4 protein-coding genes are annotated in these 16,891 nt (G+C 60.6%); all 4 read left to right on the forward strand.

Annotated features, from left to right (window positions below; translation table 11 throughout):
• Positions 1 to 8: 8 nt before the first annotated feature.
• The 4 genes from NKT35_RS09930 (at position 9) to NKT35_RS24100 (ending at position 16,857) form a co-directional block, all read left to right on the forward strand.
• Positions 9 to 2,117 carry a type I secretion system permease/ATPase gene (locus tag NKT35_RS09930; RefSeq protein WP_254300920.1) on the forward strand — a complete coding sequence of 703 codons (2,109 nt, stop codon included), beginning with the start codon at positions 9 to 11 and terminating at the stop codon, positions 2,115 to 2,117.
• Positions 2,114 to 3,541, forward strand: coding sequence for an HlyD family type I secretion periplasmic adaptor subunit (locus NKT35_RS09935; RefSeq protein ID WP_254300923.1), 1,428 nt, complete (start codon positions 2,114 to 2,116; stop codon positions 3,539 to 3,541). The genes NKT35_RS09930 and NKT35_RS09935 overlap by 4 nt, the downstream gene beginning before the upstream one ends.
• A 345-nt stretch (positions 3,542 to 3,886) precedes the next feature.
• Positions 3,887 to 5,056 (forward strand): hypothetical protein, encoded by a 1,170-nt coding sequence (locus tag NKT35_RS09940; RefSeq protein ID WP_254300924.1) that lies wholly within the window; start codon positions 3,887 to 3,889, stop codon positions 5,054 to 5,056.
• The gene (locus NKT35_RS24100; protein WP_305883473.1) at positions 5,053 to 16,857 is read left to right on the forward strand and encodes a putative Ig domain-containing protein; all 11,805 of its coding nucleotides are present in this window, start codon (positions 5,053 to 5,055) and stop codon (positions 16,855 to 16,857) included. The genes NKT35_RS09940 and NKT35_RS24100 overlap by 4 nt, the downstream gene beginning before the upstream one ends.
• Positions 16,858 to 16,891: the final 34 nt, after the last annotated feature.

Here is a 16,891-nt window from a genome sequence, read left to right on the forward strand (position 1 = left end):
TCAGTTGAATGGACGCAGGTATTGACGCTGGGGTGGCAGCCCTGGTGATTATCGCTAGGTATCACGGTTTCGCGGCGGATGCTGCGCAAATCAGGCACCAGTCGGGAAATCTTTCCGCGCAGCTTTCCGACGATGACCTTTTGTTGGCGGCCAGGCAATTGGGGTTGAAAGCCCGCATTGTGTCGCTGCCGCTATCTCGATTGGCGCATGCGAGCTTGCCATGTCTGGCATTGTTGAGCGATGGAACACGCCTGATCATCGGCAAGACGGATGGGCAAAGAGTATTGGTTCAAGACCCCGTGACTGAGCAGCTTGCCATGCTGGCCATGGAGGAGCTGGTCCAGAGGTGGGATGGCCGGGCGGTGCTGTTTGCTTCACGGGCCTCGCTTGCGGGAGAGCTGGCTCGATTCGATTTCACTTGGTTCATCCCTGCCATTGTGAAATATCGCCGGCTGATTGCGGAGGTATTCGCGGTTTCGCTGGCGTTGCAATTGTTTGCCTTGGTGACGCCGCTGTTTTTCCAGGTTGTCATGGACAAGGTGTTGGTGCATCGCGGTTTTGCCACCTTGAATGTGATTTGCATCGCCTTATTGATTACATCGTTGTTCGATGTGTTGCTGACCGGCTTGCGCACATATGTTTTTTCGCATACGACCAACCGTATTGATGTCGAGCTCGGCGCCAGCCTCTTCCGGCATCTGCTTGCTTTGCCCTTGCCATATTTTGGCGCGAGGCGGGTTGGGGATACGGTGGCGCGGGTCCGTGAACTGGAAAACATCCGCAGCTTTTTGACAGGGCAGGCGTTGACAGCCGTATTGGATGTGTTGTTTTCCGTCCTTTTCTTGGTGGTCATGTGTTTTTATTCCCTCAAGCTGACATTGATCGTCGCCTTATCTTTGCCCTGTTACGCCGCCATTTCCTTTGTATTGGTGCCATCGTTGCGGAACCGGCTGGACGAGAAGTTCGCTCGCGGAGCGGATAACCAATCCTTCTTGGTGGAAACCATCTCTGGCATAGAGACGGTCAAGTCGATGGCGGTCGAGCCGCAATTCACCCGACGTTGGGACCAACAACTTGCAAGCTATGTTACGGCTGGTTTCCGCGTGACGGCGCTGTCCATGCTCGGACAGCAGGGCATTCAATTGATCGGCAAGTTAGTCACGGTCCTGACTCTGTGGTTCGGGGCTTTGATGGTCATCGATGGCCATCTGACAGTGGGCGGCCTGGTCGCTTTCAACATGCTTTCCGGGCGAGTGTCCGACCCGGTGCTGCGTCTTGCGCAACTCTGGCAAGACTTCCAGCAGGTAGGCATTTCCATGCGCCGATTGGGGGACATACTCAATACCCGTACTGAATTGCCGCCTAGTCGCCAAGCCCTGCCGGCCGTGCGGGGAGAGATCATGTTCGAGGATGTCCGGTTCCGGTACTCGCCTGATGGCCCGCAGGTGCTCAAGGGAATAGATCTGAGCATCCTCGCGGGAGAGGTGATCGGCATTGTCGGCCGCTCCGGCTCGGGCAAAAGCACGCTGACTAAATTGCTGCAGCGTTTGTATGTGCCTGAGGCGGGCTGCATCCGTCTGGATGGCATCGACCTGGCGCTGGCGGATCCCGCCTGGCTGCGACGCCAGGTCGGTGTGGTATTGCAGGAAAACCTGCTGTTCAACCGCTCGATTCGGGACAACATCGCGTTGAGCGACCCTGGCATGCCGCTAGACCGCGTGATGCAGGCGGCTAAATTGGCCGGAGCGCATGATTTCATTATCGAGCTCCCCGAAGGATACGACTCCAAAGTGGGGGAGCACGGCAGCGGCCTGTCGGGAGGGCAGCGTCAACGTATTGCCATCGCACGCGCATTGATCGGCAATCCTCGCATTTTGATTCTCGATGAGGCGACCAGCGCTCTCGACTATGAGTCGGAACGCATTATCCAACAGAACATGCAGGCTATTTGCCGGGACCGAACCGTCATCATCATCGCTCACCGCTTATCCGCCGTCCGCAATGCGGATCGCATCGTGGCGATGGACAAGGGGGAGATCGTAGAAATCGGCGCGCATGAAACCCTGGTGCGCCAGGGAGGATATTACGCACGCCTAGTGGAGTTGCAAGCGGTATGACCAGCATGAAACTGTATTGGCAGGCAGGAAAGGATTTAGCACAGCGCTATCTCCAGATTTGGCGAGCGGTGTGGGCGCTTAGGCATGAACTGGACACGCCGCAACGGCCTGAGCATGAGCTGGCGTTTTTGCCGGCCCATCTGGCGGTGAGGGATACGCCGGTGCATCCGGCCCCGCGTTGGGCGATGCGAGCGTTGATGGCGCTGGCGCTGTTAGTGCTGCTGTGGAGTTGCTTCGGCCAGTTGGATGAGGTTGCTGTCGCGCATGGCAAGTTGGTGCCGAATGCCCAGGTCAAGATGATCCAGTCCGCGGAGACGGGAACCGTGCGAGCAATCTTGGTCAACAATGGTCAGCGCGTGAAAGCCGGGCAGCCTTTGCTGGAGTTGGATACCACCATGGCTGGCGCGGATGCCTCCAAGACGAGGCTGGCGAGGCTGGACGCGATGGTTTCCATTGCCCGGGCGCATGCTCTGCTGGAGGCGCTGAAAACCTCGCGGCCGCCTCGCCTGGCGCCGGTGCCGGGCTTGTCTGACATCCGGCAGACTCAGGCGCAGCAATTCGCAGAAGGACAATATCGCGAATTCCTCGATAAACAGGGCGCTCAGCGCGCTGAGTTGATCAAACGCCAGGCGGAGTTGGAGAGCACCCGGCGAGAAATCGACAAGCTGCGTCAAACCGCGCCGCTGGCGCGCCAATCCGCCGATGCGTACCGCAGCCTGGTTAAAGACAACTATGTTTCGCGTCAGGACTATCTGCAGAAAGAGCAGCAGCGCATCGAGCAAGAGCAGAACCTGGCCGGGCAGCAAAGCCATGCCCGCGAACTGGAAGCTGGCATTGAGGAGCAGCGTCGGATATTGGATGCGGCCACCTCGTCTTTCCGCCGTGAATTGTGGGATGCCCTGAATCAGGCCCAGCAGCAACTTCCCCAATTTCAAGGGGAAGAAACCAAGGCTAGGCAACGAGAAGCGCGCATGCAGCTGCGCGCGCCTGTGAATGGCACTGTGCAGCAATTGGTTGTGCATACCGTGGGTGGTGTGGTGACTCAGGCGCAAACGGTGCTGGAAATCGTGCCGGATGACACGCTGGAGGTTGAAGCCAATATCGAAAACAAAGACATCGGCTTTGTTCGCGCCGGCCAGCAGGCCATCGTCAAGGTCGAGTCCTTTCCCTTTTCCCGCTATGGCTATCTGGATGGCAAGGTGCTCAAGGTATCGAATGACGCGGTATCCGACCGCAAGCTTGGGTTGATCTTCCCGTCTCGCCTGCATCTGAGTCAAAACCGGATTCGGGTCGAGGATACCTGGGTCAAGTTGTCTCCCGGCATGGCGGTAACCGTCGAAGTCAAAACCGGACGCCGCAGCGTGGCGGCCTATTTCCTCAGCCCGTTGATCGAATACGGACAAGAGAGCCTGCGCGAGCGATAGCAAAGGCATTCGATCCAGCGTGGCCTGTCGCGAGCTCCCTGCCACAGCGGCAATCCCGGTTCGTGTGATTGTCGCTTAATTGCTTGTGCCAAATTTGGGATGTCCGGTATGGGGGGCGCGGAGCGATCTATGGATTAAAGGCATTGCCGGCGAGCTGTTATCCCTCTCCGTATTCAGTCTTAGGGCTGCGGCGCTGAACGCCGCATCTGAAGTTTATGCCTGGCCAAATCTTGAAGTCCGACTCCGCCGCAGAGCGGAACGGCAAGGCCAGCCCGAGTGAGGACGGGCGAATCAGAGTGGACAGGCGGGAGCCTGGATCCGTGATGAAAAAAGGAGTCTTTGCTAATGATGAGGAAAAAGGCGGCGCTGACCTTGTGGGGGAGCTTGCTGCTTTCCTGCTTTGTCAGCCAGGCGGAACCGATTCCGATCCGCGATCCCTATTTTGCCCAGGCGCGCGCCGCCTGGCCGCCGCCGACGCGAGAGCTGCGGGACAAATCGTTTGAGCTTATCGATACCGGCTTAGAGGGAACGTACCACGATATCCGACCCAAATTGGGCGAGTGGCTGGACAACGACCACCTGATCGTGAACGCCGTCCAGCCGGGCTGGCATATGCAGCAGAAGGGACAGTTCCAGATCATGCTGGTCGACGCCCGCACCGGCAAGTCCAGCGTGCTGCTGCCGCATGCGATGCTGCAGTGCTGGAATGCCAAGCGCCAATTGGCGTCGATTCGACCTATTCCGGCCGAACTGCCGCCCGGGCGGCGGGTCTGGGACCTGGAAAACTTTTTGGTGATGCATCTCGGTTCGGATGGCCTGTTGACGCGTCTAAGCGCGCTGCAGCCATTCGAACCGATCACCTGCGAGGCTACCGACAACGATCTCCCATTGCTGAAGGACGGATATGGGCGGCCTTTGCAAGACATCGATGGCTTTCTACAGTGGGGGCTTCCAAAGCAGTCGTTTCAATCAAACTTCAATACGGTGCTGATGCGTCGCGGCCAGCCGCCCAAGCAAATCGGAGTGAGGGCGGGGGAGGTGTTTTCCCCTATTTATCTGCCCTATCTAAAGCGTTATTTGCTCAATAGCGGCGACAGTCAGCATGACTCGGCTACCGACCGCCGGCTGGCCGGCGCCACCTGGGGCGATCGGCCCTACGACCTGACGCCGTACCGGCTGATGTCGGCGGACGGCGAAGTGACGGAAATCCCCTATCCCAAAATCATCTTCAGCTATGGCGTCCATGGTTTCTCCGACCTGCTGCCAACCCCGCAAGGTTTGTTGTTGGACTCCAGCGGCCGTTCCAGCCCGGGACTGCTGCTGCTGAAGGGCGAACAGCTGTACCGCATCTGGGGCGGGCAGCGCTGGTTCGCGCCGGGATGGCGCGAATCGGCCTATGGACTGAAGGTGTCGCCGGATGGCTGTCGGCTGGCCTTCATCCACGCCAGCACCTGGTCCGTGGATAGCAGCAATGAAATCAGCATTTTGAATCTGTGCAAGGAAAATAATAAATGAGTACCCGTATCGATTTTTTGGCCGACAGGTCGGCGCTGTTGTGCGCGGCTTATACCGCGATGGACCAGACCTATGGCAAAACCGCAGCAGGCTACCAATTGCAGGGCATAGACAATTCCGGCAATGGCAAGAAGCTGCCGTGGGATGTACCACCCGGTTGGGTGATTACCCGCTCGGTGGAGGACCCGGGCCAGGGCGGCAAGGTGGTGATCTATCGTAATGAGGCCAGCAACCAGGTGATGGCGGTGGCGATGGGCACCAATGGCAATAGCGATCTGGCCGGCTGGCACAGCAACTTCCAGGATTTCGGCATGTCGCAGTGGCATTCTCAGTACAAGGATGCCAGCGGGAAGACTCTGAAAGACAATGTCTATGAGGCCTTGAATAAAGAGTTGGAGATTCCAGGCGCGCAGTTGGTGTGCGTGGGCGATAGCAAGGGCGGCGCCATCGCCCAGTTCATCTGCGCCGATATCGTTCGTGAGCGCACGGACAATAAAGAGAAGTACCCCAATCTTGCCGGCGTCAGCAACGAAAACATGGCCGTCATCGCCAACTCGGCGCCCGGTTCGGAAGCGGAGCTGAGCAGCGCTTACGGCCATCTGGATCCGCAGCTGTTCGCCGGCATCAGCAGCTATTACACGGCGGCACGCATGCAGGATGGCTCGGCGACGGAGATTGTGTCGCAAACCGGCGGCGCCTATCTGGCCAATGCCGGCGATAAGCTGCATTACTTCGATCAAGGAGTCGGTAAGGATCGCGACAGGATTGATCAGAATTCCAATCGATGGGCGTATCTGCACCGTCTGGCCTATTCCGGTGTGGACAGCATGGAGGCGCTGAGGGGAGACTTCAGCAAGTTGAGCGAAGGTCCGCGCGAAACCAAGAACATCAATGAAATGGTGCTGCTGGGCGGCTGGTTCAGCTCGCTGGGCCAGGGGGATAGCGTAACGACTCCCGAGGCTGCCGCGCGCATCGGTTCCTCCCTTGTGTGCGGTTTAGTGACCTCGCCGATAGCCGCGGTGAAGGGGGCTTTTGAAGGCCATTTCGGTTGGCAGTCGGTGATAGGCTTGGCTATGTTGCCGTTGTGGGCTACCGGATATGGGGAGGTGATGGCGGAGGCCTGCGGTGTTTCTGTAGTCGCCAGCAATGGCGCCAAGTTTTTCGGCGACCCCAAGCTGGTGACCTCCAATACTGATTTGGCCACCTACACCAAGATGGTTGGCGCACCTTCGGATGCGCCAGCCGGTTCCCAGCGCTATTTCGGCATGACCAGCACCGGCGGTCGCTATGTGGTCGATCTGGATAATCATGGCAGCGGCCAGATTTTCTGCGAGGAAAACCAGGAACGTTCGCACTTGGAGATCCAGCCGGGGCGGGTGGATATTTCGCGCTTTGACGCGAAGACCGGCGAGGCTTTGTCCGATGGCGTGTTCCAATGCACGCCGTCCGGCGCCACCATGACCCATTTTTCTCCGCAGGGGCCGAACGCGCCGGTCAAGCTATCCAGTGTTGATGTTATGAGCTGGAATGCCACGCCCCTGCCATGGGAGCAGACTCAGATTCTGGACGGCAATGCAGCCAATGCTGCTGGACATGCGCCTCTGAACGCCAACCAATTCGCCGTCGACGCCACGCATCACGATTGGGCCTCCATTTCCGCAGCCACCGGGGTCTCGGTCAATGATTTGGTCGCCGCCAATCCTGGCAGCAATATCGTGAGTCAATTGCCGGCCGGGCAGATTATTAATCTGCCGGCCGCCGACAACCATCTCGCGCCCAGCATCGTGATCCGTCCCGATCCTCAGCCGCAAAGCCGGACTCAGAGCGAGGGCGAGGCGGTGGACTTGACCCGCCAAGGTTTCATCGACCACACCGCTACGCTCTCCATCGGCTTCGGCAATGGCATGCTCAACCATACCGATCTGGTTTCAACCACGGCGGCGAGCATGGCCTCGGCCTGCATTCGACCCGGGGAGGTGCAGAACGACAACAACGACTTTACCAATAATGCGATAGCCAAAGCCATATTGGCGCCCGCCAGCATGGATGCCTGGGCCTCGCTGAATGCCGCGACGATAGGCAGTCAGTCGGCAAACTGCATGAATCAGGTATACATCGATCCCTTGGTATTGGATCTGAGCGGCAAAGGGATAGGTCTGACATCCTTCCAGAGCAACCCCGTGTTGTTCGATATCGACCATTCCGGCACCTTGAAGCGCACGGGGTGGACCGATGGGCAGACTGGTTTCCTGGTGGTGGCCAACGCCGACGGCAAAGTAACCGACATCAGCCAGATGTTCAGCCAGTATTTCGGCGGGCAGGCCGGGAGCAATGGCGGCGTCGGCACGGCGCCGTACGCCAACGGTTTCGCTGCCTTGGCCGCGCAGGACAGCAACAAGGACAGCGTGATCGACGCCAACGACGCGATCTGGAGCTCCTTGCGGGTATGGGTAGACGCCAACCATGATGGCAAGGTCGGCAGCGGCGAAATGAAGTCGATGGCGGACTTGGGCATCAGCCGCATCGACCTGCATGCGCAACAGACTCACCAGGTGATTGGCGGCAATGTCGTGACCGGCACGGCTACCTTTGTGATGCAAGGGCAGACGCATGTGGCCGCCGATGTGAATCTGGTGTCCGATCCGACCGGCAATACCTTCGAGTCCGGCCAGAGCGGCACCACCATCCATTCCTCGTCGATGGGGCCGAACGGCAAGCGCGAGGTCAAGACCTATCAGGATGCCGACAGCGCCAATGTGACGCTGGACGCGGCCAAGCTGGGGGTGGATAACCTCTATGCCGGCAGCGGCAACGATACATTGATTGCCGCGCCAGGCGGCAGTTGGCTGGTGGGCGGCGGTGGCAGCAACGTCTACCAGGGCGGGGCCGGCAACGACGTGTTCGTGGTGTCGGCCAAGGATGATCCGGCCAATATCCATGGCGGCGGCGGCACCGACATGCTGGTGATCACCGGCGACAAGGGCATGACCATCAATATGGCCCAAGCCAGCGTGACCATAGCCGAAGGCGGCCAGGGCGACGACGTGATCATGAGCGGCGGCCGCAATGGCGTCTACATCAAGGGCGGCACCGGCAACGATATGTTGATCGGCGGCGCCGGCACCGATGTCATCATGGGGGGCAGCGGCCACAACACCATCATAGGCGGGTCGGGCCAGGCCATCATCACCGCCGGACCGAGCGGCGACATCATTTACGGCGCGCAGGGCGATTCGGTGATCAACGCCGGAGGCGGCGCGGACATGATTTACGGCGGCGCCGGCAATGATGTGATCAAGGTGGGCATGGGCAATGCCACCATTGATGGAGGCGGAGGCACTAATATCGCGCAGTTTCACGGCAGCTATGCCGACTACCGCATCATGCCGACCGAGGAGGGCGGCTACTGGGTGGCGGACAAGGTGCCGCACCGAGATGGCACGGTCTATCTGAAAAACATCCAGAAGCTGAATTTCAGCGACATCCAGGCGGTGGACCTGTCCCAGCCCAACCCGATGCCGGTGGCCGATACCTTGAGGGTGGACCAGGCGGGCAAGGCTTTCGATCATCGGCAGCCGCATCTGATCAGCGCCGCTCAACTGCTGGCCAACGACCAGCGATTGCGCTCGCAGGGGCCTTTGCGCATCGCTTCGGTCGGCAGCGCCCAGGGCGGAACGGTCAGTCTGACGGCTTCCGGCGATGTGCTGTTCACGCCGACGGCGGGCTATAGCGGCGTGATGGGCTTCAAATACGGCGTCGCCGACGCCGCCGGCCATGGCAGCTCGGTGGTGCAGGACCTGACCAGCGGCCAGACCGCTCCCATGCAGGCTACCGTCACCATGTTGACGCCCGAGCTGCCGGACGATCCCTTGTTGGGCAAAGAGTGGTATCTGAACGACGCCGACATCTTGCCGGTCTGGAAAGATTATTCCGGCAAGGGCGTGCGCATCGCCCAGTTCGAGCCGGGCGGGGAGTTTGCGGTCGAGCCGGAGATTTTTGATTATCGCCACCCGGACTTGGCGCCGAATGTGGATCCTGCCTGGCTGCAGACCATGCAGTCGACCGACGCGATGCCGAAGGCGACCTCCAACCACGCCACCATGGTGGCGGGGGTGATGGTGGCCGCCAAGAATGGTCAGGGCGGCGTAGGCGTTGCGTATGACGCCACGCTGGCAGGCTATAACCTGGCGAACAGCGGCAGCGATCTGAGCGGCCTGGGTTATATGGTCAGTTATGACATCGCCAACCATAGCTGGGGATTCAAGAACGATTTCGCCTTGAGCAGCTATCAGGATGGCTCCATCGATACAGCGGCCTCGCTGGTGTCGAACGCTCAGTACGCGGCCGACAATGGCCGAGGCGGTTTGGGCACCATTATTGTCGCGGCAGGCGGCAACGCTCGCGCGACTGGCGGGAGCGCACAGGGGTCTCTGACCAATAACAACCGCTTCAGCATCGAGGTCGGGGCGATCAATGCCCAGGGCGACCTGTCTACCTTGCAGATCGGATCGGCTCCGTTCTCCAACCCCGGGGCGAGCTTGCTGGTGTCTGCGCCTGGCAGCAATGTCGCCAGCACCAGCCAGATGGTGATGACCGATCAGGGGTCGACCTTCGGCAATGCCTATAGCACCATGGAAGGCACCAGTTTCGCGACGCCGATTGTGTCCGGCGTAGTGGCGTTGATGTTGCAGGCCAATCCGCATTTGGGCTATCGGGACGTGCAGGAGATCCTCGCCTTGTCGGCCCGGCAGGTCAATGACGCGGCGACCAGTTGGGATCAGAATGCGGCATCCGGCTGGAATGGGGGCGGCATGCATGTAAGCCATGATTATGGCTTTGGCGAGGTGGATGCGCGCGCGGCGGTACGTCTGGCAGAAAGCTGGATGACGCAGCAGACCGGCGCCAACGAGGTGGTCTATAGCGCCGCCAGCGGACAGCTTAAGCTCGCCGCCAACGGCGGCGCGACAGTTCAGTCGGCGTTGGCGATGCAAGCTGGTTTGCAGATCGAGCATGTGGAAGTGGATCTGGATGCCGTGGTCGGGCGGCTGGGCGATGTCGTCGTGACGCTAGTGGCGCCCAATGGCACCCGGAGCATTTTGCTGAACCGCGAGGGCAAGGTGCCCGCCGGCCTCAAGGGCGCCGGCGACGCCGATGTCGGCAGCGCGCGCAGCGGCGTTTTCCGCTATACCTTCATGACCACCCACGACTGGGGAGAGTTGTCGACTGGCAATTGGACGCTGCAGGTCAGCGATGCCAATGGCGGGCAACCGGTGACGCTCAATCATTGGGCGCTGCGTCTGTATGGCCAGGCGGCGACCGCGGATCATACTTTCTATTACACGGACGAGTATAAGGCGCAGGTACAGGCCAATAGCCAAAGGGCGGTTTTGAATGCGGCGGTGTCTGCTGCCGGCGGTGGCCGCAACACCATAGACGCGGCTGCCATCAGCGGCGATGTGAGCATCAATCTGCGGACTGGCGAGGCTAACCTGGCCGGTACGGCATTGACGATACAAAGTCCTGGCGCTATTCAGAACCTGGTTTCAGGCGATGGCAATGACACATTGGTCGCCGGGGACGCCGATGCGCTGTTGGATGGAGGCCGAGGCAGGAATACCTTGGTGGGCGGCGCGGGCAAGGACTTGTTCGTCGTCCATCGCCGTGAACAGGGCCTGGATACCATCGCCAGCTTCCGTCCCGGCAGCGGGGAGCTGATCGATCTGGTGGGTTTCGCCGGCAAACGCTTCCAGGATCTGGTTTTGACGCAGCAGGGCAATGATGTGTCGATCGACTTGGGCGCGGGGCAGCGCATCCTCGTGCAAAACGTGCAGGCCGGCAGCCTGCATGCCGCGGATTTCGTTTTTCAGGACAGTTTGACCGTTCCGGCTTCCTACACCCAAAGCGGGGCATCGCCTTCACAGCCGTTGCCAGCGGGAAGCAGTACGATCGCATTGAAGGGCGGCGCCGGCGGCATTTCCTTGTCCACGTCGGCTACTGGCCAGATGGTGGCTTCGCTCGCGGGCACAGTCTATAGCCATGACGCTGCCACTTCCGATGTGTTCGAGGTGGAAAAGCAGGATGGCGCCAGCGATCTCTCCAATGCGGTGCGCGGCTTCAAGCACGGCATAGACAAGATAGATCTGCGACCGCTCGGCATCGGCAATTTCGCAGATCTCGACATCGCGCTCAGCCAGAGGATGGTGATCAACGGCCTGGCTCAAGTCCACGGCACCATGATCGGCAGCAAGGCTTTGGGCAGCAACGGCAAGCCGTTGAATCTGGTGTATCTGGACACGATAGATCCTGCCCAGCTTAGCGCCGACGATTTCATATTCTCCCCGTCCAAGCCCGGCCAGGCTGGCACGGTAGACCAGCCGGTGGCATCGGCGGGCGCGGTCGCCGGCAGCGGCGTCCAGACGGTGACGCCGAGCAGAGTCGACGCGACGACTGTCGTGGGCACCTCTCAGGGCATAGTCAGGACCGCCGATGAGCATGGTCGTCCACAGATCCAGTCCGCGATTGATATGGCCTTGCCTGAGGATGTCGACAGTCTGCGCTTGACCGGTTCGGCCAATATCATCGGCATGGCGAACCACCATGGCGATACCTTGACGGCCAATGAGGGCAACGATGTGCTGATCGGCGGCGATGGCGACGACGTGCTGGTCGCCGGCAAAGGCCATGATCGTTTGATTGGCGGAGGCGGCCGCAATACCTATGTGGTGTCGCTCAACGGCGGCCATGTCCAGGTCGAGGCCAATGCGGGGCGGCTGGACACGCTTTCGATGCAAGGCGTGCAGGCCGATATGGTGCAGATGGCGCGGCAGGGCAAGGATCTGCTTCTTTCTGTGCGTGATGCTCAAGGGCAGTTTGCCGAAGTCGTGTTGCAAGGCCAGGGAGATGGTCGAGGGGTAGGCAGCGTCGTCTTGGCCGACCGCACCTTGTCCGCCGCGGCGCTGGACAATCTGTTGGCCAATGGCAAGGTGCAGGCCAGCCAGTCTGCGTTGACTTCCACGGCCAAGGCCGGCGAAACATGGAGGTTCGCCTTGCCTGACGGGCTTTTCAGCGCTGCCGCCGGCGGCGACGCGCTTCATTACCGGGCAACTTTGGCCAATGGCGATCCCTTGCCGGATTGGCTGAGGTTTGATCCGCGGACCGGGCAATTGACCGGCACGCCGACCAATCAGACGACAGGAGCGGTAGCCTTGCAGCTGACGGCCATCGATATGGCCGGCAAATCCGCCGTTTCGACGCTGACCGTGCAGGTGCAGCCGGACTATCAGGCTCCTGCGGTTGGCTTGTCCCTGCCGGCCCAGTTCGCCGCGCCGGAAAAGACCTGGCAATTCGCGCTGCCGGACGGGTTGTTCCGCGAAAACGTGCCGGGCGATGCGTTGGCAATCAAGGCGACGCTGGCCGATGGCAATCCTCTGCCGTCCTGGCTTTCCTTTGACGAGAAGCGGGGCGTCTTGTCTGGGCAGCCCGTTAACCAGGCGGCTGGCGATCTGGCCATCAAGCTGACGGCAACCGATATGGGCGGCTTGTCCGCCAGTACCGTGCTGCCGCTGCATGTCCAGCCGGCAGGCGGGGCGCCGCAGCTGGCGCATGGCGTGCCGGATCAAACGATCCAGGCCGGACAGCCTTGGCAATTCACCTTGCCGGCTGATGCCTTCAAGGAGAACGTCGCCGGGGATGCATTGCATTACAGCATAGGCATGGCAAACGGGGGGGCATTGCCCGACTGGCTGCATGTGGATGTCCAGTCCGGCCGATTGAGCGGTACGCCTCTCAATGCGCAGGCGGGAACGCTGGCTTTGTCGGTGACCGCGACAGATCAAGCGGGACTGAGCAGCCAGACCACAGTCAATCTGCAGGTGGCGCCGATCTACCAGGCTCCGACCGTGTCCCAGGCATTGCCGGCCCAGGCGCTGACATCCGGAAGCGCATGGTCGTGGACCATGCCGGCGGGGCTTTTCCAGGAGTCGGTTTCCGGCGATGCCCTGCGCTACAGCGTGACCATGGCCAATGGCGACTCATTGCCAGCCTGGCTGAGCTTCGATCCAGTGAACGGAGTGCTAGCCGGCATGCCGACCAATCAGACGATCGGGACCATGGCCTTGCAGCTTGTCGCAACCGATATGGGCGGACTGTCTGCCCGTACGCCGTTGAGCCTGAATGTCTCGCCGCGCTATCAGGCGCCGGACGTGATGCATCCCTTGCCGGACCAGATCTTGTCCGCGGGTACGGCTTGGCAGTTCGCGCTGCCAGACGATCTGTTCCATGAAACGGTGCTAGGCGACGCCTTGTCGGTACGGGTGACCCTGGACAACGGCGACCCGTTGCCTGCCTGGGTCCAGTTTGACCCGGTCGGCAAGACGCTGAGCGGACTGCCGACCGATCAGACGACGGGTGCGCTGAAGCTGAAAGTCACTGCTTCCGATCAGGGCGGCTTGAGCAATAGCGCAGCCATGAGCGTAACAGTGAAGCCGGTGTACCAGGCACCGAAGGCCAGCAAGGCATTCGATGTCCAGGATGTCGTTGTCGGCAAATCGTGGTCGTATGCTCTGGCGGGCCAAGTCTTTAGTTCGGCAGTCGTTGGCGATGTGTTGAGCTACAGCGTGGCGATGCGCGATGGCAGCGCCTTGCCTGGCTGGCTGAAGCTCGATCCGGTAACTGGCGTGTTGAGTGGTTTGCCGGCGGGGAATAACAATGCTTCGCTGGATATGGTTGTCACCGCGAGCGATATGGGGGGATTGAAGAGCGCTATGTCGCTTAGCCTGACATTGCGCGGCGATAGTTCTCAGCAGGACGCGGATAATCAGCCTCAGGATCAGAGTTTGCAGGTTGGCACGCCATGGTCCTATACACTTCCTGCCGGGATGATCAAGGGCAGTTGGTCGGATAGATACAATATCGCGATGGCTGATGGCAGTTCCCTGCCTGCGTGGCTGACATATGATTCCTTCAACGGCGCCTTATATGGCACGCCGCCCGCGCAGACATCCGCGCCGCTGACGCTGAAAATTACGGCGGCCGGCGGCGCGGAGAGCAAAGACCTGCATCTGCAAGTTGGGCCTGCGCAGCAGCCCGCGGCTGGCAATGTGGTGTTACCGTTGCAGCATCTGCGTGCGGGCACCCGCTGGTCGTATATGGTGCCTCCCGGACTATTGTCGCAGGACCGTTTTGCCAGTTATTCCGCAACCTTGTTGGATGGTTCGCCGCTGCCGGCCTGGTTGCAGCTTTCTACTTGGACTGGTGTCATCAGCGGAACCCCGACGGATCTGACGACCGGGAACGTGGCAATCAAGATCAGCACAGGAGGAATGTGGGGCGTGCCTCTCAAGAGCACCGAGTTGGATCTTCAGATTCGCCCGGTCTACCATGCGCCGACTGCGTCAACTCAAGCTGGCGCGCAAGGCATGATTGCCAATCAACCGTGGCAGTTTAATGCCGCGGGCCTGTTTGCAGAGGATATCCCCGGGGATAGTCTGACTTACAAGGCAAGCTTGGCCAATGGGCAAGCGCTGCCGGCCTGGCTGACGCTGGACCCAGTGTCCGGCAAACTGTCGGGAACGCCCGATGTTCAGGCGGTAGGCGACTTGTCTATCCAGTTGACGGCAACCGATCTAGGGGGGCTGGCCGCCGCGACGACCTTGAACTTGCATGTGTGCCCGCACGGACAGGCGCCGGTGCTGGGCAAGCCGCTTGGTCAGCAAACCTTCAAGGCAGGGACCATTGGCAGTTATGCGCTGCCGGCTGATCTGTTCAGCGAGCCGGTTGTCGGCGATACCCTGCGCTACACCGTGACGCTGGAAAATGGCAACCCCCTGCCGGACTGGCTGAGCTTCGCGCCGGAAACCGGTTTGCTGCGCGCGAGTCCGGGCAATGGCAACGCTGGCACGTTCAATCTCAAAGTGACCGCCACCGATTTGGCCGGACTGTCGACCAGCACGGCGCTTCCTGTGGCAGTGTTGTCCTCCTACGCGGTGCCCAGAGTCAATTACGGGAGGCATGTCATGCTGGCTCCCGGGGCCGCCTGGTCGTATACATTGCCATCCGGCATGTTCAGCTCGGGCGTGGACGGGGATACCCTGAGTTATGGCGTGACCTTGAGCAATGGCGATCAGATACCGGCATGGCTGCATTTCGATCCGGGCCACTTGGCGCTGAGCGGCACGCCGGCTGCGGGAAGCAGCGGGGTTCTCGGCCTGAAAGTGACGGCAACCGATATGGGAGGATTGGCGGCTGACTCCTCTCTTGATCTGGTGTTCCAGCCGCATATCGCGACGCCGGATGCGGGCGGCAATCTGCCCAAGGGGAATGATGGCGTGTTCCTGGTCGATTCGTTCCAGTCGGCCTCCGGTGGGGATGAGGACAGGACCGCGGTTGTGAATGGATCATTCGACAATCTTGTCCTGGGCAATGGCAACAACACCGTGTTTATCGGCGGAGCGATGGGCAAGTTGACATTGGGGAACGGCAACAACATGGTGGTCGCCCAGCAAGGCAGCAATACCATCAAACTTGGCAACGGTCGCAATACGATCACGACTGACAGCGCGGCTTCCAGCGTGACGCTGTTGCTGGGTGATGGCGACAATGCCGTTTCTATGGCCGGGTTTTACAATACGGTCAATCTCGGGAAGGGCAATAACACGCTGGATTACATCACAGGGGGAGGTTCGCTGAATTTCAATACCTCGGCGACCGCAGACCATCTGTGGTTCAAGCGCGTGGGGCAGAATCTTGAGATTGATGTGGTGGGTTCTGCTGAACAGGTGACCTTGCTGCATTGGTTCGATCCGGGTCGTTCTGGCGTATCGATCCGATCCGGCGATAACAGGTCTCTGGGCTTTAATAGTGTCGACAAGCTGGTCCAGGCGATGGCGGCGCTTGCGCCTCTGCCGGCTACGGCGACCAGTCTGCCAGTGGATTACCTGAAGACACTAGCGCCGACACTTGCATCCAGTTGGGGGGGCGAGGTGGTTCAAGGGAGTATCGGAGCGAGCACGGACAAGCCGCTGACGCCGCCGGGCGGAGTGGATCTGACCGTTACCGGCAAGCCGCTGACGCCGCCGGGCGGAGTGGATCTGACCGTTACCGGCAAGCCGCTGACGCCGCCGGGCGGAGTGGATCTGACCGTTACCGGCAAGCCGCTGACGCCGCCGGGAGGTGTTGACCTGACCGTTACCGGCAAGCCGCTGACGCCGCCGGGAGGTGTTGACCTGACCGTTACCGGCAAGCCGCTGACGCCGCCGGGAGGTGTTGACCTGACCGTTACCGGCAAGCCGCTGACGCCGCCGGGAGGTGTGGATCTGACCGTTACCGGCAAGCCGCTGACGCCGCCGGGAGGTGTTGACCTGACCGTTACCGGCAAGCCGCTGACGCCGCCGGGCGGAGTGGATCTGACCGTTACCGGCAAGCCGCTGACGCCGCCGGGCGGAGTGGATCTGACCGTTGTCGGCAAGCCGCTGACGCCGCCGGGAGGTGTGGATCTGACCGTTACCGGCAAGCCGCTGACGCCGCCGGGTGGAGTGGATCTGACTGTTACCGGCAAGTCGCTGACGCCGCCGGGAGGTGTGGATCTGACCGTTGCCGGCAAGCCGCTGACATCGCATTGGTTTGGTCCGAGTGACTCCGGAGTATCGATCCGCTCTGGCGACAGCAAACCCTTAAGCTTTAACGGCACTGACAAGCTGGTTCAGGGCATGGCTTCATTCGTGCCTCCGCCGGCTGCGGCAAGCAGTCTATTGCCGGATTACCAAAAGGCGTCGGCGCCGACACTTGCATCAAGCCGGGGATAAATGTTGTTGTTTGAGTAAAATAAACGCCCATGTA

This window comes from Chromobacterium sp. IIBBL 290-4 (assembly GCF_024207115.1).
In the GTDB taxonomy this organism is placed as follows: Bacteria; Pseudomonadota; Gammaproteobacteria; order Burkholderiales; family Chromobacteriaceae; genus Chromobacterium.

Coding starts and splice junctions, on each gene's coding strand:
- NKT35_RS24100 (WP_305883473.1), top strand. CDS start 5,053: ATGAGTACCCGTATCGATTTTTTGGCCGACAGGTCGGCGCTGTTGTGC.
- NKT35_RS09940 (WP_254300924.1), top strand. CDS start 3,887: ATGATGAGGAAAAAGGCGGCGCTGACCTTGTGGGGGAGCTTGCTGCTT.
- NKT35_RS09935 (WP_254300923.1), top strand. CDS start 2,114: ATGACCAGCATGAAACTGTATTGGCAGGCAGGAAAGGATTTAGCACAG.
- NKT35_RS09930 (WP_254300920.1), top strand. CDS start 9: ATGGACGCAGGTATTGACGCTGGGGTGGCAGCCCTGGTGATTATCGCT.